At 70.9% G+C, this 22,582-nt stretch carries 21 protein-coding genes and 1 pseudogene; 10 read left to right on the top strand and 12 right to left on the bottom strand.

What is annotated here, in order from left to right:
- Positions 1 to 81 precede the first annotated feature (81 nt).
- Positions 82 to 513: a heme-binding protein gene (locus tag AB0J66_RS07700; RefSeq protein WP_364656923.1), complete on the top strand. Its 432-nt coding sequence runs from the start codon at positions 82 to 84 to the stop codon at positions 511 to 513.
- A 26-nt stretch (positions 514 to 539) separates the two neighbouring features.
- Here AB0J66_RS07700 and AB0J66_RS07695 read toward each other — a convergent pair whose 3' ends face one another.
- Together AB0J66_RS07695 and AB0J66_RS07690 are read right to left on the bottom strand one after the other, a co-directional pair.
- The gene (locus tag AB0J66_RS07695) at positions 540 to 1,241 is read right to left on the bottom strand and encodes an alpha/beta hydrolase (protein ID WP_364656920.1); all 702 of its coding nucleotides are present in this window, start codon (positions 1,239 to 1,241) and stop codon (positions 540 to 542) included.
- Positions 1,242 to 1,332: 91 nt separating this feature from the next.
- The gene (locus tag AB0J66_RS07690; protein ID WP_364656917.1) at positions 1,333 to 1,911 is read right to left on the bottom strand and encodes a TetR family transcriptional regulator; all 579 of its coding nucleotides are present in this window, start codon (positions 1,909 to 1,911) and stop codon (positions 1,333 to 1,335) included.
- Between the two features lie 69 nt (positions 1,912 to 1,980).
- Between AB0J66_RS07690 and AB0J66_RS07685 the strand changes: the two genes are divergently transcribed.
- Positions 1,981 to 2,616 carry an isochorismatase family protein gene (locus AB0J66_RS07685; protein ID WP_364656915.1) on the top strand — a complete coding sequence of 212 codons (636 nt, stop codon included), beginning with the start codon at positions 1,981 to 1,983 and terminating at the stop codon, positions 2,614 to 2,616.
- Here AB0J66_RS07685 and AB0J66_RS07680 read toward each other — a convergent pair.
- The 5 genes and pseudogenes from AB0J66_RS07680 to araB form a co-directional block, all read right to left on the bottom strand.
- Positions 2,582 to 3,043 (bottom strand): annotated as a pseudogene (locus tag AB0J66_RS07680) (alpha/beta hydrolase fold domain-containing protein); the annotation flags it as partial. The gene AB0J66_RS07685 and the pseudogene AB0J66_RS07680 sit on opposite strands and share 35 nt — an antisense overlap.
- The gene (locus AB0J66_RS07675) at positions 2,941 to 3,261 is read right to left on the bottom strand and encodes a hypothetical protein (protein WP_364656912.1); all 321 of its coding nucleotides are present in this window, start codon (positions 3,259 to 3,261) and stop codon (positions 2,941 to 2,943) included. The pseudogene AB0J66_RS07680 and the gene AB0J66_RS07675, both read right to left, overlap by 103 nt.
- 98 nt (positions 3,262 to 3,359) lie before the next feature.
- On the bottom strand, positions 3,360 to 4,838 hold the full coding sequence (araA, locus tag AB0J66_RS07670; RefSeq protein WP_364656911.1) for an L-arabinose isomerase: 1,479 nt from the start codon (positions 4,836 to 4,838) through the stop codon (positions 3,360 to 3,362).
- Positions 4,835 to 5,521: an L-ribulose-5-phosphate 4-epimerase gene (locus AB0J66_RS07665; RefSeq protein ID WP_364656908.1), complete on the bottom strand. Its 687-nt coding sequence runs from the start codon at positions 5,519 to 5,521 to the stop codon at positions 4,835 to 4,837. The genes araA and AB0J66_RS07665 overlap by 4 nt, the downstream gene beginning before the upstream one ends.
- A complete protein-coding gene (gene araB, locus AB0J66_RS07660; protein WP_364656906.1) occupies positions 5,518 to 7,149 on the bottom strand; it encodes a ribulokinase in 1,632 nt (543 codons plus the stop codon). The genes AB0J66_RS07665 and araB overlap by 4 nt, the downstream gene beginning before the upstream one ends.
- A gap of 206 nt (positions 7,150 to 7,355) precedes the next feature.
- Between araB and AB0J66_RS07655 the strand changes: the two genes are divergently transcribed.
- Positions 7,356 to 7,700 (top strand): DUF2255 family protein, encoded by a 345-nt coding sequence (locus AB0J66_RS07655; RefSeq protein WP_364656903.1) that lies wholly within the window; start codon positions 7,356 to 7,358, stop codon positions 7,698 to 7,700.
- Positions 7,701 to 7,832: 132 nt separating this feature from the next.
- On the opposite strand, the gene AB0J66_RS07650 is transcribed toward AB0J66_RS07655, so the two are convergent.
- Complete coding sequence (locus AB0J66_RS07650; RefSeq protein ID WP_364656900.1) at positions 7,833 to 8,870, bottom strand: excalibur calcium-binding domain-containing protein; 1,038 nt, start codon at positions 8,868 to 8,870, stop codon at positions 7,833 to 7,835.
- Between the two features lie 407 nt (positions 8,871 to 9,277).
- Here AB0J66_RS07650 and AB0J66_RS07645 point away from each other — a divergent pair, with 407 nt between their 5' ends.
- The 7 genes from AB0J66_RS07645 (at position 9,278) to AB0J66_RS07615 (ending at position 16,569) form a co-directional block, all read left to right on the top strand.
- A complete protein-coding gene (locus tag AB0J66_RS07645) occupies positions 9,278 to 10,093 on the top strand; it encodes an SAM-dependent methyltransferase (protein WP_364656898.1) in 816 nt (271 codons plus the stop codon).
- Positions 10,094 to 10,096: 3 nt separating this feature from the next.
- Entirely contained in the window at positions 10,097 to 11,707 is a 1,611-nt protein-coding gene (locus AB0J66_RS07640; protein ID WP_364656895.1) for a bifunctional diguanylate cyclase/phosphodiesterase, read from the top strand.
- Positions 11,708 to 11,852: 145 nt separating this feature from the next.
- On the top strand, positions 11,853 to 12,302 hold the full coding sequence (locus AB0J66_RS07635) for an RICIN domain-containing protein (protein WP_364656893.1): 450 nt from the start codon (positions 11,853 to 11,855) through the stop codon (positions 12,300 to 12,302).
- Positions 12,303 to 12,372: 70 nt separating this feature from the next.
- The gene (locus AB0J66_RS07630) at positions 12,373 to 13,221 is read left to right on the top strand and encodes a hypothetical protein (protein ID WP_364656891.1); all 849 of its coding nucleotides are present in this window, start codon (positions 12,373 to 12,375) and stop codon (positions 13,219 to 13,221) included.
- Positions 13,222 to 13,297: 76 nt separating this feature from the next.
- Positions 13,298 to 13,837 carry a GNAT family N-acetyltransferase gene (locus tag AB0J66_RS07625; RefSeq protein ID WP_364656888.1) on the top strand — a complete coding sequence of 180 codons (540 nt, stop codon included), beginning with the start codon at positions 13,298 to 13,300 and terminating at the stop codon, positions 13,835 to 13,837.
- Positions 13,838 to 13,918: 81 nt separating this feature from the next.
- Complete coding sequence (gene chvE / locus AB0J66_RS07620) at positions 13,919 to 14,980, top strand: multiple monosaccharide ABC transporter substrate-binding protein (protein ID WP_364656885.1); 1,062 nt, start codon at positions 13,919 to 13,921, stop codon at positions 14,978 to 14,980.
- Positions 14,977 to 16,569: a methyl-accepting chemotaxis protein gene (locus AB0J66_RS07615; protein WP_364656883.1), complete on the top strand. Its 1,593-nt coding sequence runs from the start codon at positions 14,977 to 14,979 to the stop codon at positions 16,567 to 16,569. Before chvE ends, AB0J66_RS07615 begins: the two co-directional genes overlap by 4 nt.
- On the opposite strand, the gene AB0J66_RS07610 is transcribed toward AB0J66_RS07615, so the two are convergent.
- Genes AB0J66_RS07610 through AB0J66_RS07595 form a run of 4 tightly spaced genes read right to left on the bottom strand, consistent with a single transcriptional unit; the run spans position 16,570 to position 22,523 of the window.
- A complete protein-coding gene (locus AB0J66_RS07610) occupies positions 16,570 to 19,536 on the bottom strand; it encodes a glycoside hydrolase family 38 C-terminal domain-containing protein (protein ID WP_364656881.1) in 2,967 nt (988 codons plus the stop codon).
- 1 nt (position 19,537) lies between these two features.
- Positions 19,538 to 20,767: a glycosyl hydrolase gene (locus AB0J66_RS07605; RefSeq protein WP_364656878.1), complete on the bottom strand. Its 1,230-nt coding sequence runs from the start codon at positions 20,765 to 20,767 to the stop codon at positions 19,538 to 19,540.
- Between the two features lie 41 nt (positions 20,768 to 20,808).
- A complete protein-coding gene (locus AB0J66_RS07600) occupies positions 20,809 to 21,648 on the bottom strand; it encodes a carbohydrate ABC transporter permease (RefSeq protein ID WP_364656876.1) in 840 nt (279 codons plus the stop codon).
- Positions 21,645 to 22,523: a sugar ABC transporter permease gene (locus AB0J66_RS07595; RefSeq protein ID WP_364656874.1), complete on the bottom strand. Its 879-nt coding sequence runs from the start codon at positions 22,521 to 22,523 to the stop codon at positions 21,645 to 21,647. The genes AB0J66_RS07600 and AB0J66_RS07595 overlap by 4 nt, the downstream gene beginning before the upstream one ends.
- Positions 22,524 to 22,582 lie beyond the last annotated feature (59 nt).

Below are 22,582 nucleotides of genomic sequence, written 5' to 3'. Positions count from 1 at the left end.
GCAGCCAGTCGCTTTACGTATACCCCGGTGCGGATGCCCGGCCAGCATCGACGGATGGGTTTTGTTGACGGAGGTTCCCCGGTGACCGAAGCAGTGGTGCAGATCTCGCCGACCACGCTGCCGCTCTCGACCGCCCAGGCGCTCGTCGAGGCGGCCGTCGCGCGGGCGCAGGAGGCCGGCATCCCGTACGTGTTCGCCGTCCTGGACGGCGGCGGTCATCTCGTGCAGCTGACCCGGATGGACGGGGCGGCCCTGGCCGCTCTCGACTCGTCGGTCGCCAAGGCGCGGACGGCGGTGCACTTCGGGGCCGCCACCGCGGATCTGGTCGCGATGGTCCAGCCGGGCGGGCCGCTGTTCACGATCGCCTCAGGGGCCACGCTGCCACTGGTCTTCGTCGCCGGAGGCATCCCGGTCAAGGACGCCGGCGGGCTGGTCGTCGGGGCCCTCGGCGCCGCCGGCGGCTCCCCGCGGCAGGACCACGACATCGCGGTCGCGGCGGCGGGCTCGTTGTAAGAGCTCCGCCGCCGCGCCCGGGTGTCCTACTCGCCCGCGGCTTCCTTGATGAGCTCGACCAGCTGGGCCGCCTCCGGGATGGCGACGGTGTGCGAGCCGCCGGCCAGCTCGACGGTCCGCTTGGAGCCGGCCCGCTCGGCCATGAAGCGGTGCGCGGCGACCGGGATGTTGAGGTCGTCGCTGCCGAACAGGAACCAGGACGGGATGGTCTTCCAGGCCGCCTCGGCCGACTTCTCACCCAGGGCGGCGTCGGTGATCGGCCGCTGGGTCACGGCCCAGACCGCCGCGTCCTCGGCCGGCGAGTCGGCCGCGAACTGGTGGTGGTAGAGGTCCTGCTTGATGTAGAGGTCGGCGCCGCCACCGGGCAGCGGGACCGGGTTGAGCGTGTCGCCGAGCGAGCTGCCCGGGAACTTCCCGGCCAGGTCCCCGGCGCTCTCGCCGGCGTCGGGGGCGAACGCGCCCACGTACACCAGGGCCTTGACGTTGGGGTTGCCGCCGGCGGCGTTGGTGATGACCATGCCGCCGTAGGAGTGCCCGACCAGCACGACGTCGCCGGTGATGGAGGCGAGCGTGGCCTTGAGGTACGCGGCGTCGCTGCCGACGCCGCGCAGCGGGTTGGCCAGGGCGACGGCCGGGAAGCCGGCGGCCCGCAGGCCCTGCACGACGCCGTTCCAGCTGGCCGACTCGGCGAACGCGCCGTGCACCAGCACGATGGTGGGCTTGCTCATTGTTCCCCCAGGTGAATCAGTCGTTACTTCTCGTCACACCGATCCTGCGGGGCCGGCGCCGCGACGGCATCCGTAACTCGACTGATGAGATTCAGCCGAGCAGGATCGCGCCCAGGGCATTCGTGAGGTAACGGGCGAGACGGTCGGCCGGCATGACGGCGAGCGGGCCGTCGGCCAGCACGTACCGGCTCATCGTCACCCCGATCAGCAGCGAGGCGAGCAGGTCGACGCGCTCGTCCACCCCAGGATCGGTCAAGACCTGGCGGTACGCGGTGACGCTCTCCTCCCGCATGGCCCGCAGCAACGCCTTCGCGGCCTCCTGGTCGGCCGCCGCGGCCCGGACCAGGGCGACGAACGGGTCGGCCCGGTCGGCGCTCTCCATCCGGGCGACGTACGAGCGGGCGATCCGCTCCGGCAGCCCGTCGACGTCACCGGCCACGGCCTCGGCCAGGTCGCGCGGCCCGGGCACGGCGGCCAGGAAGAGCCGCTCCTTGCTGCCGAAGTGCAGCATCACCAGCCCGTGGGTCACGCCGGCCCGCCGGGCGATCTCCCGGATCGTGGCCTTCTCGAAGCCGTGCTCGGCGAAGACGGCGCGGGCCGCGGCCAGGATCGCGGCCTGCTTGGCCTCGGGGTCCCGGGTGCGGCGGCGCGGCTGTGAGGCAGTTGACATGGCACAACTGTACGCCGGTTCATTAGCGAGCTAATGTAATGACCAAGCGTTCATTAGTTGGGAGTTTCCATGAACCTCGAGCCGCTGTCGCCGGCCAACAGCACCGTCGTCCTGGTCGACTACGCCGTCGGCTTCGCCAACCTGCTCCGCTCGCATGACCTGCGCGAGCACCTGAACAACACGGTGGGGCTGGCCAAGACGGCCAAGCTCTACGGCGCCGGGCTGGTCGTCACCAACGGCGAGAGCGGCAAGCCGTCCGGCCCGCTCTACCCCGAGCTGCTGGCCGCGCTCGGCGACCAGCCGGTCATCGAGCGCAAGACGGCGTTCAACTCGTTCCTCGACCCGGCCTTCGCGGCGGCGGTCGAGGCGACCGGCCGGCGGCGGCTGCTCATCGGCGGCATCGCCACCGACGGCTGCGTGCTGCAGACCGCGCTGGGCGCGGTGCGGGCGGGCTACGAGACGTACGTGGTCGCGGACGCCTCGGCCTCGCTGAGCAAGGAGGCGCACGACACCGCGATCCAGCGCATGGCGATGGCCGGCATCGTGCCGGTCACCTGGTGGTCGGTGGCGGCCGAGTTCCAGCTCGACCCGCGCTTCGCCGACTCGCCCAACCGGCTGCGGCTGATGACCGAGTTCCAGCCGGCCATGACGATGAGCGGCCGCACCTACTTCAACGGAGTGGCCCAGACCCCCGCCGCCGGCTGACGGCCTCGCGCAGCTTGCCCGCGTAGAGCTCGCCCTCGTCGCGCAGCACGTCGGCCTCGTCCATGATGACGAAGGCCGGCGGCAGCCCGGCCAGCTCGCCGAGCGTGGCGTTCAGCGGCGAGGCGTACTTGTCCGCCCGCTGGGCCGGGTCGGTGGTGTAAGCGTCCCAGAACCAGGCCATGCCCTTGGCGGTCAGGAACGGCCCGTCGGCGTACTCGGTGAAGGACGGGGTGTCCTGGGCGGCGCTGGTCACCGGGTAGTACATCGACTGGTGGAGGAAGGTGACGTCGCCGCGGTCCTTGGCCGTCAGGGCCAGGGCGGCGGTCATGTTGCCGCCGACCGAGTCACCGGCGACCGCGAGCTTCGAGGCGTCCAGGCCGTAGGCGGCGCCCTCCCGTCCGATCCATCGGGCGGTCGCGTAGCCCTGCTCGACGGCGACCGGGAACCGGGCCTCGGGCGAACGGTCGTACTCGACGAAGACGACTGCTCGTCGACGGGCAGGAGGTCGATCGGGGCGGCCTGGATGTCGTCGAGCACCTTGCGGGCGCCGTCGGGGCCGAGCTCGTAGAGGAACGGCGGCTTGCTCGTGGAGTCGGCGATCTGCTGCGCTTCCGGTTCGAGGACCAGGCGGGGTTCAGTAGTCATGTCCACAGAGTCCGCCGCCGGACGAGCCTCGACTTGAGTCCTTTGACTGGCGCGGTGGGCCGCGGTCGCGGCCCACCGCGCCGGGTGGAGCCGGCTGTCTACAGGGGACGCGACAGGCGGTAGTACGCCGAGTTCCAGCGCACCCGGTCGGTGAAGTCGTGGGTGGTGGTGGTCTCGTCGATGAGCAGGAGCTCCGTCTGCAGCATGGTGGCGAAGTCGCGCAGGGTCTCGGTCGAGGCGGACATCGTCAGCACGGTGTGGTGCGGGCCGCCGGCGGTGAGCCAGGCCTCGGCGGACGTGGAGAGCGACGGCGCGGGCTTCCACACCGCGCGGGCCACCGGCAGCGCGGGCAGCGGCTCGTCCGGCGCGGTCACCTCGACGGTGTTGGCGACCAGCCGGAAACGGTCGCCCAGGTCGACCAGGCCGATAACGGTGCCGGGGCCGGGCGCCGCGTCGAACACGAGGCGTACCGGGTCCTCGCGGTTGCCGATGCCCAGCGGGTGGATCTCGACGCGCGGCCGGTCGGCGGCGATCGACGGGCAGACCTCGAGCATGTGCGCGCCGAGGATCTTCTGGTCGCCCGGCCCGAAGTGGTAGGTGTAGTCCTCCATGAAGGACGCGGCGCCGCCCATGGCCTTCACCGCGGCCAGCAGGGCCGAGGTCTTCCAGTCGCCCTCGCCGCCGAAGCCGTAGCCGTCGGCCATCAGGCGCTGGACGGCCAGGCCGGGCAGCTGCCGCAGCCCGCCCAGGTCCTCGAAGTTGGTCGTGAACGCGCCGAAGCCGCCCTCGGTGAGGAACTGGCGCAGGCCGGCCTCGATCCGCGCCGCGTACCGGAGGGACTCGTGCCGTTCGCCGCCCTTGGCCAGCTCCGGCGCCAGCTCGTAGAGGTCGGCGTACTCGGCCAGCAGGGCGTCGATCGCCTCCGGGGCGGCCGCGTCGACCACCTCGACCAGGTCATTCACCCCGTACGTGTTGACGGAGACCCCGAAGCGCAACTCAGCCTCGACCTTGTCGCCCTCGGTGACCGCGACGTCCCGCATGTTGTCGCCGAAGCGGGCCAGGCGCAGCGTCCGCAGGTGCTGGTAGCCGGCGGCGGCCTTGATCCAGCCGTCGACCCGGGCCACCACGGCCGGATCACCGGCGTAACCCGCGACGGTCTTGCGGGGCACACCGAGCCGGGCCTGGATGAAACCGAACTCGCGGTCGCCGTGGGCGGCCTGGTTCAGGTTCATGAAGTCCATGTCGATGGTGGCCCACGGCAGCGACCGGTTGTGCTGGGTGTGCAGGTGCAGCAGCGGTTTGCGCAGCGTGTCCAGCCCGGTGATCCACATCTTGGCCGGGGAGAACGTGTGCATCCAGGCGATGACGCCCAGGCAGGCCGGGTCGGCGTTGGCCTCCAGCATGACCTGGCGGATCGCGATCGAGTCGGTCAGCACCGGCTTGCCGACGATCTCGGCGCTGAGCCCGCCCGCGACCAGCTGCTGCTGGATGTCGGCCGACTGGTCGGCCACCTGCTGCAGCGTCTCCGGGCCGTACAGGTGCTGGCTGCCGGTCAGGAACCAGATCTGCGGTTTCACTTGGTGGGCTCCTGTCCGTAGACGTTCTGGTAGCGCTCGTAGAGCGAGTCGATGTGGTGCTGCTCGATCGGCAGCGGCGCGCCGAGCTGACGCGAGAGATGCACCGTGCGGGCCACGTCCTCGCACATCACGGCGGCCTTGACCGCGTCGCGGGCCGACTTGCCGATGGTGAAGACGCCGTGGTTGCGCATCAGCACGGCCGGGGAGCGGTGCCCGCGCAGCGTCTCGACGATGCCGCGCCCGATCGAGTCGTCGCCGATCAGCGCGAACGGGCCGACCGGGATCTCGCCGCCGAACTCGTCGGCGATCATCGTGAGGACGCAGGGGATGGCCTCGCCGCGGGCGGCCCAGGCGGTGGCGTACGTCGAGTGGGTGTGCACGACGCCCTGCACGTGCGGCATGTGCTGGTAGACGTAGGCGTGCGCGGCCGTGTCGGACGAGGGGCTGAGCTCGCCGTCGACCAGCCGGCCCTCGAGGTCGGTGACGACCATCGCCTCCGGCGTGATCTTCTCGTAGGACAGGCCGGACGGCTTGATGACCAGCAGGTCGCGCCCGGGCACCCGGGCCGAGACGTTGCCCGCGGTCCACACCACCAGCTGGTTGCGGGGCAGCTCGGCGTGCAGGTCGGCGACCTGCACCCGCAACTGGGCGATCGTCTCGCGGACGTCGGTCGTGACGGTCATCGGTGGTCCCACGCCTTCCGCTGGATGGCGCGCAGGCGGCGCATCACCTTGCTGCCGCCGCGCCCGAAGTAGTCGTGCAGGGCCGAGTACTCGGCGTACAGCTCGTCGTAGACCGCGGCCGCGGCCGGATCGGGCTGGTAGACGGCTCTTTCCACGCGGCCCATCGACTCGGCCGCCGTCCGCACGTCCGGGAAGCACCCGGCGGCGGTGGCGGCGTGGATGGCCGAGCCCAGGGCCGGCCCCTGATCCGAGCCGATGACCGACAGCGGCATGTTCAGCACGTCGGCGTAGATCTGCATCAGCAGCCGGTTCTTGAGCAGGCCGCCGGCCGCGATGAACTCGCGGACCGGCACGCCGGCCTCGGCGAACGTCTCGACGATCTTCCGCGTGCCGTACGCGGTGGCTTCGATCAGCGCGCGGTAGATGTCCTCGGGCTTGGTCGCCAAGGTCTCGCCGATCAGGAGGCCGGAGAGCTCGTGGTCGACCAGCACCGACCGGTTGCCGTTGTGCCAGTCGAGCGCGATCAGGCCGTGCTGGCCCGGCCGCTGGGCGGCGGCACGCTCGGTCAGCCGCGCGTGGGTCCACTCCGGGCCGAGCCGGTCGACGTAGTGGCCGAAGATGTCACCCACGCCGCTCTGCCCGGCCTCGTAGCCGTACAGGCCGGCCACGATGCCGCCGTCGACGACCCCGCACATGCCGGGGACCTCGCGGATCTCGTCGCCGTTCATCACGTGGCAGGTCGAGGTGCCCATGATGGCGACCATCTGGCCCGGGTCCAGCGCGCGGGCGGCGGCGCTGGTCACGTGGGCGTCGACATTGCCGACGGCCACGGCGATACCCTCGGGCAGGCCGGTCCACCCGGCGGCCTGGGCGCTCAGGGTGCCCGCTTTCTGTCCCAGCTCGCCGATCGGCTGGTCGAGCTTGTCGGCCACGAAGCCGGCGAAACCCTCGTTGAGCGCGCCGAGGAACTCGGGTGTCGGGTAGGCGCCGTCCTGGTGGATGCCCTTGTAGCCGGCGGTGCACGCATTGCGGACGTAGCTGCCGGTCAGCTGCCACACGATCCAGTCGGCGGCCTCGACCCAGCGGGTCATCGTGGCGTACGCCTCGGGATCCTCCTCGAGGATCTGCAGGCCCTTGGCGAACTCCCACTCCGAGGAGATCAGGCCGCCGTAGCGGGGGAGCCAGGCCTCGCCACGCGCGGCGGCCAGGGCATTGATGCGGTCCGCCTGCGGCTGGGCGGCGTGGTGCTTCCACAACTTGACGTACGCGTGTGGGCGGCCGGCCCAATCGGGCAATTCGTTGAGCGGGGTGCCGTCGTCGAGGGTGGGCACCATCGTGCAGGCGGTGAAGTCGGTGCCGATGCCGACCACGTGGGCCGGGTCGATGCCGGCAGCCTCGATGGCGGCGGGGACGGCGTGCTTGAGGACGTCGACATAGTCGGACGGCACCTGCAGCGCCCAGTCGGGCCCGAGCGGCGTGCCGTCCGGCAGCGCCTCGGTGAGGACGGCGTGCTTGTAGTCGTGAACCGCGGAGCCGAGCTCGGCGCCGTCCGGCACCCGGACGACGACCGCCCGGCCGGACAGCGTCCCGTAGTCGACCCCGACGGTGTAGCGCGGTTGATCAGGCATAAAGGGGGAGCACCTCCACGAGGCGCGTGGTGTTAGCGATAACATCACGCGGCGACGCGACGCGTAAAGGGGAGCGCCGTAGGTCGTGTGAACGCTAACAGAGGATCGGCCCGAACGGTATCCCTGATTTTGCCGGGATGTTAAGGGAAGGGGTCCCCAGTCGTTCTGCTCATGCCGGGCGGCGTCGCCGGGCTCAGCCTGGTGGCATGTCTACCTTGCTCGAATATCTGCGGGACACCGACACGGTCGTCATCGAGGCGAACGGTCGTCGCACCCCGATCTGGGCCGTCGAGACGCGTGGCTCCGCCTACATCCGCTCCTCGCACGGCACGACCTCCGCCTGGTACAAGCGGGTGGCCACCGCCGGCCAGCTCTCGTTCGTGACACCTCAGGGCGCGGTTCCGGTCGCCATCAGTCTGGTCACCGACGAGGCCACCAAGGAACTCGTCGACCACGCCTATCAGGACAAGTACGGCGACCGGCCGCAGTTCCTGCCGTTGCTCGTCGCCCCGCCCGCGCGGGCCACGACCATGCTGGTCACCCCGGCCTGACCGGGGTCGCTCCGCGGCAGGCCGGCTCATCGGGCGCGGCGAGCGGGCCGCAGCGTCGCGCGGGCGGGCCGGCGGGGTGACGCCCGCGAATGTCGCGGGCATCACGCCGCCGGCAACGGCAACAAGCCGTTGTCACTCGCAGACGACGCCGTCGTTGTCGCGGTCGCTGTACCAGTCGTACTCCGGGTCCGTGCCCTCGTAGTAGGGGCCGTAGCCGGCCGCCTTGGCCTTGGTGCAGCTGCTGTAGCGGGGGTCGGTGCCGCCGCCCCCGCTGTCGTCGTCACCCGGGTCCTCGGCCGGTGGCTCCTCGTCTCCGCCGCCCTGTTCGCAGGCGACGCCGTCGCCGTCGCGGTCGAGCGCCTTGCGGTAACCAGGCTGGCCCGTACGCAGCGGCCCGGGCGCGTCGTCGCAGGTGGCGTAGTAGACGGCCTTAGTCGTCGTGGGCTTGGCGGCCGGTTTGCGGGACGGCGACGGCTTCGTGGTCGCCGGCGCGGGGGTCGTCGGCTCCACCGCGGCCGGGACGGTTGTCACCGGCGCGGTGGCCGGAGCCGTGGTCGTCGGCTCGGCCGCCGGTGTGCTCGGCGCCCCGGCGACCCGCTGAGCCGCGTTGGTCTGCTCCGGCTGGGCGGGATCCCCGCTGTTCGAGTCGGGCGCGAAGATCGCCACTCCGCAGAAGCAGAGCGACAGAGCCCCGATCGCACCCAGGGTCACCTTGTGCCACGTCTTCCATCGCGACGGCGGCTTGGGCGGGGCGATTCCCGGCCCCACCGGGTACGGCGCGGTGGGTGGTCCGAACCCCGGAACGGGTGATCCGCCGCTGCTCGGGTCATAACCCTCGACCGGCTGGCCGTACGCGTCCACAGGTTGCCCATAGGCGTCCATGGCCGCGCCGTGCGAGGCCGGCTGACCCCAGCCCTGTCCAGGCTGGACGTATCCGGGAACGGGCCGGCCGTACCCCGGCGGGGTCGAGGTGAACGGAGGTTCGCCACCGGCCGGCGGGGGAGCGGCCGGCGAACCGTAGCCCGGCGGCGGGGGAGCGGCCGACGGGCCGTAGCCGGGCGGCGGGGGCGGGACGGCGGCCGGGTCGTAGCCGGGCGCGGTCGGCGGCTGCCGGTCCGGGGGGACGGCGCCGTGGCTGGACCACGGGTCCTGCGCGGGAGGCGGGTTCACCCGCGTGAGCTTCGTGAAGGGTTGTTCGCCGCATAACCCGCCGACCGGCTGCGACCGTCGCCCATGCGTGGCGACTTCTCCTGCCGAATGGGCGATCTCCGCCTGGTCGTCCGGGAAGTGCGTCGCGGATGGACCTTGTCTCTCTCAGAACACATCACCCGCGCGGGTAAGGCAGCGGCCCAGGGCACTAGGCTAGCCTCCTAGGACGCTCCACGCCGGGTGACACGGCACGCCCCGCGGGCCGAACGACGGTGCGCGCCCGGTGGGCCGGACAGCGACGCGGTGGCGGAGTCGCGGCAACACGGCCGCCCCCGGGGCCGACTGTCTCAATCGGACATAGTTGCTGGCTTTGCGGGCATCCGCGTACTTCAATGATCGGTGTCCGTTGGCCGAGCGTGGGGGCGAGCATGACCGAGTCGTACGGTTGGGTGCCGGAGGGTGTGGACATCACCGTCCCGGACGCGTCGCGGGTCTACGACTACACGCTCGGCGGGGTGCACAACTTCGCGGTCGACCGGGAGTTCTGGCACCGGGTGGAGACGATGTTCCCCGAGGCCCGGCTCGTGGCGCGGGCCAACCGGGCGTTCCTGGGGCGGGCCGTGCGGTGGCTGAGCGCGCAGGGCGTGCGGCAGTTCCTCGACATCGGGTCGGGCATCCCGACGCTGGGCAACGTGCACGAAGTGGCTCAGGAGGCCGATCCGGAGGCCCGCGTCATGTACGTCGACATCGACCCGATCGCCGTCCAGCAGAGTCGCAGCCTGCTCGCCGGGAATCCGTACGCCCGGGTCATCGAGGCCGATCTGCGCAAGCCGGACGGCATCCTGTACCACCCGGAGGTCCTGGAGCTCTTCGACTTCTCCGAGCCGGTCGCCGTGCTCACCGTGGCCGTGCTGCACTTCGTGCCCGGCGAGGCCGACCCGGCGGGCATCCTGCGCCGGCTGGGCGAGCCGCTGGTCTCCGGGAGCTATCTGGTCGTCTCGCACCTCGGGCCCGAGGTGACCCCGCAGGGGCGGGAGGCCCAGGAGCGGGCCCGCAAGCTGTACGAGAAGACGCCCACCCCGGTCGTCATCCGCACCAGAGAAGAGGTCGCCGCGCTGATCGACGACCGGTTCGCGATCGTCGAGCCGGGTGTGGTCAGCGCGACCGTGTGGCACGCCGACCCGGACGAGCGCGACGACCCGCCGCAGCACACCGCGCTGGTGGCCGTCGCGCGGAAAAAGTGACGGATGACCGGGTGGGGTCCCCTGGCGGGGATCGTCGACGACTGGTTGCGCGGGGTGGCGGCGGCCGGCTTCGTTCCGGGGGTACGCGGTCGGGCGCGGGCCGCCCTGAGTGATCTGCTCGAGGAGTTCGTGGCGGCGGTCCGGGCCGAGCCGTTCGATCCCGCCCCGGGGGCCCGGATCGGGGCCGAGCTGGTCGACCTCCGGATGTCCGCGCCGCCGGTGATCGGCACGACCGTCCACTTGCTGGCGAGCCGCCTGCCGGCCGCGATCGGTGAGCCGGACGACGGCGAGACCCGGGCCCGGGTGCTCGCGCTGCTCGACACGCTGACGACCGGTTTCGTGGCCGCGCAGCGGGACGCCGCGTTGCGGGCCGCGGAGGAGATGAACCGCTCGGAGAAGATCCACTGGCGTGGGGTCCAGGTCGATCTGCAACAGCGGCTCCAGCGGGCGCTGTTGCACCGGCCCGACACCGGCCTGCCCAACGAGCAGCACCTGCGGAAGCAGCTGGCCGAGGCCATCGCCGCCCGGCCCGGCGAGCGGCTCGGGCTGTGCCTGATCAGCCTCGACCGCTACGACGAACTGACCGGCACCCTCGGCCCCGAGAACGGCGTGCTGCTGCTGTCCGAGGTTGCCCGGCGGCTGCGGCCGCTCGGGTTCCTGGCGCATCCGGCCGACGGCTTGTTCGCGATCCTGCTGGCCGGGACCAGCGGGGTGGACGACGTCATCAAGGTGGCCGACCGGGCCGCCCGGCTGCTCGCGCGGGACGTGCCGGTGACGGCCGCGGTGGTGGAGCGGGCGGCCGCGGGCACCGACCCGGACGGCTGGCTGCACGACGGCCGGCTCGCGCTGCGCTGGGCCGCTCAGGACGGGCGCGGGCCGGGGGTCTTCGAGCCCGGCCGGGCCGAGGCCGAACGGCGCCGGCAGCGGCTGGCCGCCACGCTTCCGGCCGCGCTGGCCGCGGGGGAGTTCACCCTGGACTACCAGCCGTTGGTACGGCTGACCGACCGCGCAGTGATCGGGGTGGAGGCGCTGGCCCGCTGGGACCGGCTCGAGCCGCGTCAGTTCATTCCGATCGCGGAGCGTACGGGCGTCATCGCCGAGCTGGGCCGCGCGCTGCTGGAACAGGCCTGCCGCCGGGCGGCGGCCCGGCCCGATCTGCGGATGAGCGTCAACATGTCCCCGCTCCAGCTGGCCGCGCCCGGCCTGGTGGCCGAGGTCGCCGACATCCTGCACCGCACCGGCCTACCCGCCGGGCGCCTGCAACTGGAGATCACCGAGACGGCCGCCGTCCTCGAGCACCGGGCGGTCCTGACCCAGCTCGCCGGCCTCGGTCTGCGGCTCGCGCTGGACGACTTCGGCACCGGTTACTCCAGCCTGGCCGAGCTCGTCACCCTGCCCTTCGCCGAGGTCAAGCTGGCCGCCGAGTTCCTCACCGACCCGCCCGGGTCCGCCGCGGAGGTCGTGCGGCACGTGGTCGGGTTGTGTCATGCGCTCGGGATGACGGTGACGGCCGAGGGGATCGAGACCGCCGAGCAGGAGCGGGTGCTCCGGGAGCTCGGCTGCGACCACGGACAGGGCTATTTGTTCGGCCGGCCGGAGCCGCGCCTTCCGTAGCGCCTGTCCGCCATCCGACATAGACGCCGTTCGCCGGTTTCGCGGGCGGAACAAGAATATGTTGAATGGGAATTCCCGGGAAGAACCAAGCCGCGGCGACAACCAATCCCATTCGAGATCGGGAAACGCCATGAAAATCCATTCCATGCTGCGCCGTGTCGCCGTCGTGGCCTCGGCCGCCGTCCTCGTGACGGCGCCCACCACCGCCGCTCAGGCCGCGACCACCACGATCCGCAGCGAGCTCAATCACAAGTGCCTTGAGCTGTACGCCTTCAACAACGCCAACGGCGCCGACGTCGTCACCTGGCAGTGCTGGGGCGGGGCCAACCAGGGCTGGTACTGGGACGGCCAATACATTCGCAACGCGATGAACAACAAATGCCTGGAGATCTACGGATTCAACGGCGACAACGGGGCCAAGGTCGTGCTCTGGGACTGCTGGGGCGGCGCCAATCAGAAGTGGTACCGCGACGGCAAACAGATTCGCAGCGTCATGAACCACAAATGCCTGGAGATCTACGCGTTCAACGCCAACAACGGCGCCAAGGTCGTGACCTGGGACTGCTGGGGCGGCGCGAACCAGCAGTGGTACTGACCGTTGACAACGGGAAGACGGCCGGCCACCGTCTCCCCGGTGTTCGCCCGCGCTCGATACGGTGGGTCGCGTGGTGCGACGCGCGGCGGTCTTGTTGGTCATCCTGGCGTCCCTGACCGGGTGCCGGAGCGACGAGGACAAAGAGGCGTCGGTCCAGGCGGAGATCATCGCCGCGATCAAGCCGGTGCCCGGCGTCGAGCGCTGGTCGGTGGATCCCCGCGCTGGTGAGAACGGCATCTCGGTCGACGCCGAAGTCACGATGACGCCGGCCCCGGGACAGGCCGCGTCCAGCCTCAAGCAGGTGCGGGCGGCGCTCACCAAGCCGTCGGAAGTCGACAAGGTCTCGCTCAAGCTGATCGTGAAGCGCGGGCCGAACGAGCACGACGGCCGGTGGTACGACGGCACGGCGGCTTCCGGTGACTTCGACCGGCAGGCCGAGCTGTGGGGGCGGACGATCGAGAGCGGCGATTACCGGCGGGTCGGGGCGATGATGCAGCCGAACCGGCGGTTCCTGATCTTCTTGCAGGGCTGGACCGGTGACCCGAACAGCCGCCCGGCCGCTTCCGGCGCTTACCGCCGAATGGCCGAACTCAGCGCGAGCGCCGGTCTTGTCCCGGCCCAGGTCGATCTGAAGGCGGAGCCGACGGAACAGGTCAGCGTCGAGAGCGACGGCGGCGGGACGCTGACCGGGCCGGTGCTGGCGGCGACGGAGAAGTTGGCCGCCATTCGCGGTGTCGGGGCCGTCTCGGTCGTGGGCCGCGATCGGGCTCCGCGCCTGCGAATCCGCGTTTACGGGGCGCTGACCGCGCAGCAGCGTGAACAGGTCCTCGGCACCCTCCGCGCCGCCGGTTTGCTCGGCGAGAACCTCGAGCTCTACCAGGGCTCGGGCAACGGGAACCGTCTCTGGCCGGCGCCCTGACGCTGGACCGCGCCGGTAGGGCGGCTGCTGTCTAAAGCGGTTGCCCGGGCCGGGCGCGGCGAGCAGGCTGTCCGCCATGCAGCCACCTGAAACTATCGACGCCGGTGAGATCGTGCTCCGGAGCTGGGCGCCCGAGCACGCGGAAGACCTGGCCGCGGCCGTCCGGGCGTCAGTTGTCGAGCTCAGCCCGTTCCTGCCCTTCGCGACCGACGCGTACGATGTGGCCGCGGCCCGTGACTTCATCGCGCGGTCGGCCATCGGGCGCGACGAGGGCAAGCAGTTCAACTACGCGATCCTGACCGCCGACGGCGAGGCGATCGGCTCGATCGGTCTGATGACCGAGCGGGTGGAGCCGGGCGCCCTCGAGATCGGTTATTGGCTGCGGACCTCGTTCACCGGCCGTGGCTACATGACCGCCGCCGTCCGGGCCCTGAGCAAGGTGGCCTTCGGCCTGCCGGGCATCGAGCGGCTGGTCATCCGGCACGACGCCGCCAATGGCGCCTCGGCCGCGGTCGCCGCCAAGGCCGGCTTCGCCGAGGTCGGGCGGGAGCGTCGGGAGCCGCAGGCCGCCGGCGAGAGCGGCGTCGATGTGATCCGGGAGCGCCGCCACCAATAGGCGTCCCAGGAAAATCATCGGCGCTCAGGAAAGGCGGGAACCGGCCGAACAGGGCAACGAGCCCAACGTCGGGAGGCCGGGATGGTCAGGCGCCGTACGGCGATTGTCGCTGTCGTGCTGCTGCTCGCGGGCGTGTCCGCGTGCGCGGGCGACGAGATCGAGAGCGTGGCGGCGCCCGACCCCGGCACCGTCGGGATCGCGCTGCCGACCAAGGACAGCGCCCGCTGGATCGCCGACGGCGACAACATGGTCAAGCAGTTCGCCGCGCTCGGCTACAAGGTGAACATGCAGTACGCGGACAACGACGTCGGAACGCAGCAGGACCAGCTCGACGCGATGATCGCCGAGGGCGACCGGGCCCTGGTCATCGGCTCGATCGACGGCACTCAGCTCAAACAGCAGCTGCAGGAGGCCCACGACAAGGGCATCCCGGTCATCTCGTACGACCGGTTGATCCGCGACTCGGCCAACGTCGACTACTACGCCAGCTTCGACAATTACAAGGTCGGCGTGCTGCAGGGCCAGACGATCGCCAAGCACCTCGATCTGGCCAAGGCGAAACGTACGTACCGGGTCGAGCTCTTCGCCGGGTCGGCCGACGACAACAACGCGCGGTTCTTCTTCAACGGCGCGATGAGCGTCCTGAACCCGTACCTCAAGAGCGGAACCCTCGAGGTGCCGAGCGGCCAGACGCAGTTCTCCCAAGTCACCACCCAGCAGTGGGACGGAAAGATCGCCGCGGCGCGGATGGCGAAGCTGCTCGATCGGGATGTCACGTTCGACGCGGTCCTCTCGCCCTACGACGGCATCTCCCGCGGCATCATCGAGACCTTCCAGAAACGCGGCCGGAAGGTCCCCGTGGTCACCGGGCAGGACGCCGAACTCGACTCGGTCAAACTCATCAAGTCCGGCGTGCAGACCGAGACCGTCTACAAGGACACCCGCGAGCTCGCGAAAGTGGCGGTGCAGATGACCGACAAGGTGCTGACCGGCGAGACCCCGGAGATCAACGACAGCAAGACGTACGCCAACGGGGTCAAGGTCGTTCCGGCGTTCCTGCTCCAGCCGGTCAGCGTCGAGAAGAGCAATCTGAAGACCGTCCTGATCGACGGGGGCTACTACAAGGAATCGGATCTGGCGTGAGCCGCTTTCAGACACGGATGGCGGCGGCGTTCCTCGACCGGCCCGTCGCCGTGAAGTTGACGGGCCTCGTCGTGGTGAGCGTGCTCGGCCTGATCACCTGCCTGGCCGTCAGCACGTGGTCGTCGTCGCAGGCCAACCGCACCGCCGAGCGCCTGCAACGACTCAACCTCGCCGGCACGTACGTACTGCAGCTCGACCGGATGGCCAGCGAGCTCAAATCCAGCGGCCTCGAGGCGATCGTGCGCGAGAACCCGGCCGCCGAGGCGGACAAGCTCGGCGATCAGATCGACCGGACCAGGAAGCTGCTCACCAGCCTGGCCGGCATCGCGGTGCCGGCGGCGCAGAGCTCGACCGTGGCGAAGTTGACCGACGTGTACACCGAGTACATCGACGTGATCGACCGCTATGTGGCCGGCGCCGGCAGCGACCCGCAGACCGCCCGGCTCGGCTGGGCGCAGATCGGCGTCGACAACTACCTCGTGTCGGCCGTGCTGGAGAACGCGCGGGACGAGTTCGCCCGGGTCGTCGCGGCCGCCGAGAAGTCGTCGGCCGCCCAGCGAGCCAACGGCAACCACGTGATGTGGGTGGCGGTCGGTCTGGCCGCGCTGGCCGTGATCGTCCTGGCCTGGATCGTCGTCCTGTCCGTGACCAAGCCGCTCGTCCGGGTGCGCACGGCCCTGCAGGGGCTCGCCCGCGGCGACCTGACCGTCTCGGCCGACGTGACCACCCGGGACGAGGTCGGCCTGATGGCCCACGACCTCGACACCGCCCTGGCCGACCTGCGCGGCGTGGTGAGCGCGGTGACCGGCGCGGCCGGCGAGGTCTCCGGGGCGTCGGCCCGGATGTCGTCGACCTCGGAGTCGATGACCGGCGCCATCGCCGAGACCGCCCGGCAGAGCGAGCTGGTGGCCGAGACCGCCGCGACGGTCTCGCACAACGTGCAGACGGTCGCCGCCGGCGCCGAGGAGATGGGCGTGGCCATCACCGAGATCGCGCAGAGCGCGGCCGAGGCGGCGCGGGTGGCCAACCAGGCCGTCTCGATCGCCGAGCGGACCACGGAGCAGGTCGGCAAGCTGGGCGACTCCAGCGCGGAGATCGCCACGGTGATCCGGGTCATCACGGCGATCGCCCAGCAGACCAACCTGCTCGCGCTCAACGCCACCATCGAGGCGGCCCGGGCCGGCGAGAGCGGCAAGGGGTTCGCCGTCGTCGCCGGCGAGGTCAAGGAACTGGCCCAGGAGACGGCCCGGGCCACCGAGGACATCTCCGCCCGGGTGCAGCAGATCCAGGCCGACACGGCCGGCGCGGTCGAGGCGATCAGCGAGATCACCTCGGTCATCACGCAGATCAACGACTTCCAGACCACCATCGCCAGCGCCGTCGAGGAGCAGACCGCCACCACCTCGGAGATGAACCGCGGTGTCGCGGCGGCCGCCGAGGGCGTGGGTGGCATCGCGGCCACCATCGACGGGCTGGCCGGCAGCTCCCGGGTCACCAACGACGGCGTCACCCAGTCCCGCGACGCCGTCAACGACCTCAGCGAAATGGCCCACCGGCTGCAGACGCTGGTGGGCCACTTCAGGGTGTGACTACAAGGACAACCGGAGCGTGCGCACCTCGAACGGCGTGAGCTCGAGGGAGAGCGAACCCGCTCCGAGCGGCTTCTCCAGGAGGGACACCGCCTGGACCGAACGCACGTCGGTGTGGACGTTCAGCGTGCCCGTGGCCCGGCGGCCGCGCGACTCGTAGACCCGGACGATCAGGTCGCCGCTGCGGTCGTCGGCCAGTTTCACGCCCGAGACGACGATGCCGTCGCCGGCGACCGAGACCAGCGGCTCGAAACCGTGGTCACCGGTGGCCACCCGCGGCGCGAAGTTCATCGCGAGGCCCGCCTCGGTCGCCGCCGCGACGTCGGCGCCGACGACCAGCCCGTACGAGCAGGTCTGGGGGCCGAGGTCGGTCGCCGGGTCGGGGAAGCGCGGGGCCCGCAGCAGCGACAGCCGTACGGTCGTGGTGACGCCGTGCTCCTCCGACACGTCGCGGGTCTGGTCGTAGCCGTACGTGGAGTCGGTGACCAGGGCGGCGCCGAAACCGGGCTCCTCGACGAGCACGAAGCGGTGCATGGAGGCCTCGAACTTGGCCGCCTCCCAGCTGGTGTTCGTGTGGGTGACCCGCTTCTGGTAACCGAACTGGGTCTCGGCGGCCACGTGCTCGGCCTGGATGGCGAACGGGAACGCCACCTTGAGGAACTTCTCGGTCTCGTTCCAGTCGGTCTCCTGGTCGATGCGCAGCGTCCGGCTGCCGGGGGCCAGCGTGAGGGTCTGCTTGACCCGCGACTGGGAGAACTCCCGCACGACGGTCACGTGCGCGCCCTCGGCGTCCTGCGAGAAGTCCAGCGACACGACCGTACGCAGGTCGGTGACCCGGTTGCGGTAGAAGCGGTCGACGTCCCAGGCGTCCCACTGGTTCGGGAAGTCCTGGTGCAGCTGCAGGAGGTTCGCCTCCTGCCCGGCCGCGATCGTCTCGCGCCCGCTGGCCAGGTCGACCGCGGAGGTGATCAGGCCTTCGTCGGAGACGGTGACCGACACGATCCCGTTGGACAGCACGTTGCCGTCGATCGTGACCTCGCCCGAGGGGGACGACGCGACCGCCGCCGCCAGGCCGGGCACGCCGTCGCGGGGGAACGGCGACGCGTTCAGGACGATCGACGCGCTGCCGTCGCCGATCAGGGCGGCCTGGGACGCCTCGATCAGGGCCGAGGCGGAGGCCCGGATCCGGTCGTACGCGGCCACGGCCTCCCGGTGCACCCAGGCGATCGAGGTACCGGGCAGGATGTCGTGGAACTGGTGCAGCAGCACGTCGCGCCACAGAGCGTCGATCTCGTCGTACGGGTACTCGGCCCCGGCCCGTACCGCCGCGGTCGCCGCCCAGAGCTCGGCCTCGATGAGCAGGTGCTCGCTGCGCCGGTTGCCCTGCTTGGTCTTGTGCTGGCTGGTCAGCGTGGCCCGGTGCAGCTCCAGGTAGAGCTCGCCGACCCACACCGCCGGGTGCTCGATCTCCGCCCGGGCCTTCGCGAAGAAGTCGTTGGGGTGCTCCCACTGCACGGTGGCGCTGCCCTCGAGGTCGCGCAGCCGCCGGGCCCGGCCGGCCATCTCCCGGGTGGTGCCGCCCCCGCCGTCGCCCCAGCCGACCGGGGCCAGCGAGCGTGACGCGACCCGGCTCTCCCGGAACTGGTTGGTCGCCTTGGCCACCTCGGCCCCGGACAGCTGCGAGTTGTAGGTGTCCATGGGCGGGAAGTGGGTGAACACGCGCGAGCCGTCGATGCCCTCCCACAGGAAGCTGTGGTGCGGGAACCGGTTGACCTGGTTCCAGGAGATCTTCTGGGTGAAGAACCACTGGAAGCCGGCCCGGCGGATCAGCTGCGGCAGCGCGGGGGAGTAGCCGAAGCTGTCCGGCAGCCACACGCCCTGCGACTCGACGCCGAACTCCTCGCGGAAGAACCGCTGGCCGTACGTGAACTGGCGGACCAGCGCCTCGCCGGTCGGCATCACGGTGTCGCTCTCGACCCACATGCCGCCGAGCGGGATGAACCGGCCCTCGCCGACGGCCTTGACGACCCGCTCGAAGACCTCGGGGCGGTGCTGCTTGAGCCACGCGTACTGCTGGGCGCTGGACATGCCGTACTTGAAGTCGGGGTCCAGGTCGATCAGCTCGGTCATGCCGGCCGCGGTCCGGGCCACCTTGCGGATGGTCTCGCGCACGGGCCAGAGCCAGGCCGAGTCGATGTGCGCGTGCCCGATCGCCGACAGGTGGTGCGCGCTGTGCTCGGCCGGCGCGGCGAGGACCTCGGTCAGCTGAGCCCGGGCGGCGGCCGCGGTGCCGGCGACGTCCTGCAGGTCGAGGGCGTCGAGCGCGTCGTCGAGGGCCTGCAGGATCCGCATCCGGCGCGGGGCGGTGGCCGGCAGCACGGCCTGCAGCTCCAGCAGCACCTCGATGTCCAGGGCGAGCTCGTAGGTCGGCTCGTCGAACAGCGCCAGCTCCATGCGCCGGGTCGTGTAGAGCGGCCGCGGCGAGGAGGTCTGGATGTCGCCCTCCTGCGTGGGCAGGAACGGGTGGTAGTCGAGCAGGACCGGGTTGGCCGCGGCCTCCAGGTAGAACTCGACGGTCTCCCCGTCGACGGGGATCCACTGGTTGCGCGGGTTGAGCGACTTCACCGGGCTGCCGTCGGGGCGGTAGACCAGCGCCTCGCACTGGAAGCCGGGCATGTTGGCGTCGAAGCCGAGGTCGACCACGACCTCGACATGCTTGCCGCGCCACTCGGCGGGCACGGTGCCGCGCAGCCGGAACCAGGTGGTGTTCCAGGCCGGGCCCCACGGCGTGCCGACGGTGTACGGCTCGTACGACAGGGCCAGGCCTTCGGCGGGCGGGACGGGCTCGCCGGGCAGGGCGTGGAACTCGACCTCGAGCGGCACGCCACCGAGGTGGACGGCGGGCCGGATGCGCTCGGCCAGGACGCGGGTCGCGCGCCCGACGGTGAGCGGGATGTCGTCGTGCATGTCAGCGCCTTTCGGTGGGACGGCGGAGGTCGGTGATGCCCCGGGCGGTGAGCAGGCCGGTGTCGCCGGCCCGGGACGCGAGGACGATCTGCGGGCCGGCGCCGTCGCCCGCGAGCTCCAGCCAGGAGCGGTAGAACTCGCGGGTGGGCCCGGATGCCGCACGGTAGCCCGGCTCGGTGTCGTCGAGCACCAGCGCCACGGATTGTTCCACCGTGTGAGATTGCTTGCGGATCTGTTCGATCGTCGTCGCGAACCGCTCACCGGTCGGCTTGACCCGGCCGTCGCTGGCGATCAGGCCGAGGTCGTACTCGAGCTCGGGGAAGTCGAGCAGGTCGCGCGAGACGTCGTGCGAGCACCACCAGGTGATGCCGGACAGTTCGGGGATCCGCGCGACGTGCCGCAGGGTGGCCTCGAGGAAGTCCGGGGCGTCCTGCTCGGCCACCACGTTGGTCGGCGCGCCCACCTCCTGCAGCCATACCGGCCGGGCCGCGTCGGTGTGCCAGGCCGCGGCCAGACGGCACAAGTACTCGGCATGCCGTACGGATCCCGCGCCCATCCCGCCGTGGGTCTGCGCGGCCCCGTTGAAGACCCACGAGTGCACGACCGTCTCGTCGCCGTGGGCCACCGCGTGCGCGGGCCCGAACGGCTGGGTGTCGTCGTACCAGGCGGCGTCGTACATGGCGTGGGTGACCAGCGCGGAACCGCGGACCTCGTCCCGGATGGCCGCCGTCAGGCGGGACAGCCACACCCCGGCGCCCTCCTCGGTCACCGGGTGCGGGAACGGGTGCGGCGCCGCGGCGAACTGGTTCACCTCGTTGCCGATGGTCACGCCGAGCAGGTTCGGCCGATCCGCCACGGCTGCGGTCAGCCGGCGCAGGTAGTGCGCGGTCGAGGTGACCACGTCGGGGTCGGTGAACATGTTGCGCCGGTGCCAGCTCGACAGCCAGGCCGGCACGAAGTCGAAGCTGGACAGGTGGCCCTGCAGGCCGTCGACGTTGACGTCCAGGCCGCACTCGGCGGCGACGTCGACGACGGTGACCACGTCCTCGAGCGCGCGCGGGCGGATCAGGCCACGGTTGGGCTGCACGTGCGGCCACAGCGGCATGAGGCGGATGTGGTCCACGCCGAGCCCGGCGATCGCCTCGAGGTCCCTCCTCACCGCGCGGGGATCGAAGTCGAGCCAGGAGTGGAACCAGCCGGCCGAGGGGGTGTAGTTGACGCCGAATCTCATGGTGCGCTTTCTCGTCGAGTGATCATGGCGGAAACCGGTGGTCAGCCCTTGACGCCGCCCTCCTCGACACCCTTGAAGAAGTAGCGCTGAAGCGCGCTGAACAGGATCGCGATCGGGATGAAGGCGATCATCGTGCCGGCCGCGATCAGCCGCTGGTCCTGGGTGAACGTGCCGGACAGGTACTGCAGGCCCACCGTCAGCGTGTACTTCTCGGGCGAGGTCAGCACGATCAGCGGCCACAGGAAGTCGTCCCAGGCCTGGATGAACGAGAAGATGGCGACCACCGCGAGCGTTCCGCGCACGGCCGGCAGCGAGACCCGCAGCAGCCGTTGCGGGACGGTGGCGCCGTCGACGATCGCCGCCTCGTCGATCTCCTGCGGCAGCGAGCGGAACGCGTTGAACATCAGCAGCACGTTGAGCGCGGCCACCATGCCGGGCAGGGCCACCCCGATCAGCGAGTCGGCCAGGCCGAAGTCCCGTACGGTCACGTACTGGGAGATGATCGTGACCTCGCCGGGCAGGATGAGCGTGCCCAGGAACAGCCCGAGCACGATCTTGCGGCCGCGGAAGCGCAGCCGGGCGATCGCGTAGCCGGCGGCGGTGGCGAACAGGATGTTGCCGCCCACGGTCAGCAGGGCCACCAGCAGCGAGTTGGAGATGTAGCGCCAGACCGGGATGGCGTCGGCCACCTGCGAGTAGTTGTTCAGCGTGGGCTCGCGCGGGATGAAGCTCGGGGTGGACGTGTAGATGTCCTCGCCGGCGCCCTTGAGCGAGGTGGACAGCTGCCACAGGAACGGGCCCACCGTGATGAGCAGGACCACCAGGAGAAGGACGTAGCGCAGGACCTTCTCGCCGGTCGAGGGCTCGCCGATCTTCTTCACGATTCACCCCGGTTGTTCAGGCGCGCGAGGACCACCATCGGGACCACGGTGACGACGAACAGCAGCACGCTCAGCGCGGAGGCGTACCCGAGGTTGCCGTAGAAACCGCCCGCGTACTGCTGGATGAGCATGACCAGCGACTGGTCCTGGCCGCCCGGGCCGCCCTTGCCGCCGGTCAGGATGTACAGCTCGGAGAACACGCGCAACGCGGCGACGCTGACCAGGACGGCCACGAGGAACATGGTCCCCCGTACGCCCGGGACCGTGACCGTCAGGAAGCGGCGCACCGGCCCGGCGCCGTCGATCGCCGCGGCCTCGTGCAGGTCCTTGCGGACGTTACCGAGCGCGGCCAGATAGACGATCATGTAGTAGCCGAGCCCCTTCCAGACGGTCAGGCTGATCGCGCTGATCAGCACCAGCCAGCGGTCGGTCAGAAACGGCACCGGTCCCTGAATGACGTGCAGCCACTCGGCCAGGTTGTTGATCAGGCCGCGGTCGTCGAGCAACCAGGTCCACATCAGGCCGACCACCACCGCGCTGGCGATGACGGGCACGTAGAAGGCGGTCCGGAAGAAGGCGATGAACGGCAGCTTGCGCTCGACCAGAACGGCCAGCAGCAGCGGCAGGACGGTCAGCAGCGGCAGGCAGATCGCCATGTAGATCGCACTGTTGAGCAGGGCGGTCCAGACCTGGCTGTCGTGCAGCAGCTCGGTGTAGTTCTCGACGCCGACGAAGTCGGTGTCACCGCCCAGCGGCTTGGCGTCGGTGAACGAGAGCCGCAGGGTGTTGATGGAGGGCCAGACGCTGAACACCAGCAGAAAGGCCAGGGCCGGCAGGGTGAGCACCCACGGCGTGAACCAACGGTGTGTCTTCACAAAGGTCTCCTTGGGGTGGCGGCCGGCGCTATCGGGGGGACCCGCCGGCCGCCACCGGC

The sequence above is a fragment of the Actinoplanes sp. NPDC049598 genome, from assembly GCF_040675435.1.
GTDB lineage: Bacteria > Actinomycetota > Actinomycetes > Mycobacteriales > Micromonosporaceae > Actinoplanes.
This window is presented reverse-complemented; position numbering and strand designations above follow the sequence as displayed.

Excerpts from the sequence above, each read along its gene's own strand:
- araB (WP_364656906.1), bottom strand. The coding sequence starts at position 7,149 with ATGCCTGATCAACCGCGCTACACCGTCGGGGTCGACTACGGGACGCTG.
- AB0J66_RS07635 (WP_364656893.1), top strand. The coding sequence starts at position 11,853 with ATGCTGCGCCGTGTCGCCGTCGTGGCCTCGGCCGCCGTCCTCGTGACG.
- AB0J66_RS07695 (WP_364656920.1), bottom strand. The coding sequence starts at position 1,241 with ATGAGCAAGCCCACCATCGTGCTGGTGCACGGCGCGTTCGCCGAGTCG.
- AB0J66_RS07625 (WP_364656888.1), top strand. The coding sequence starts at position 13,298 with ATGCAGCCACCTGAAACTATCGACGCCGGTGAGATCGTGCTCCGGAGC.
- AB0J66_RS07640 (WP_364656895.1), top strand. The coding sequence starts at position 10,097 with ATGACCGGGTGGGGTCCCCTGGCGGGGATCGTCGACGACTGGTTGCGC.
- AB0J66_RS07605 (WP_364656878.1), bottom strand. The coding sequence starts at position 20,767 with ATGAGATTCGGCGTCAACTACACCCCCTCGGCCGGCTGGTTCCACTCC.
- AB0J66_RS07610 (WP_364656881.1), bottom strand. The coding sequence starts at position 19,536 with ATGCACGACGACATCCCGCTCACCGTCGGGCGCGCGACCCGCGTCCTG.
- AB0J66_RS07655 (WP_364656903.1), top strand. The coding sequence starts at position 7,356 with ATGTCTACCTTGCTCGAATATCTGCGGGACACCGACACGGTCGTCATC.
- AB0J66_RS07675 (WP_364656912.1), bottom strand. The coding sequence starts at position 3,261 with ATGACTACTGAACCCCGCCTGGTCCTCGAACCGGAAGCGCAGCAGATC.
- AB0J66_RS07665 (WP_364656908.1), bottom strand. The coding sequence starts at position 5,521 with ATGACCGTCACGACCGACGTCCGCGAGACGATCGCCCAGTTGCGGGTG.
- AB0J66_RS07685 (WP_364656915.1), top strand. The coding sequence starts at position 1,981 with ATGAACCTCGAGCCGCTGTCGCCGGCCAACAGCACCGTCGTCCTGGTC.
- AB0J66_RS07690 (WP_364656917.1), bottom strand. The coding sequence starts at position 1,911 with ATGTCAACTGCCTCACAGCCGCGCCGCCGCACCCGGGACCCCGAGGCC.
- chvE (WP_364656885.1), top strand. The coding sequence starts at position 13,919 with ATGGTCAGGCGCCGTACGGCGATTGTCGCTGTCGTGCTGCTGCTCGCG.
- AB0J66_RS07645 (WP_364656898.1), top strand. The coding sequence starts at position 9,278 with ATGACCGAGTCGTACGGTTGGGTGCCGGAGGGTGTGGACATCACCGTC.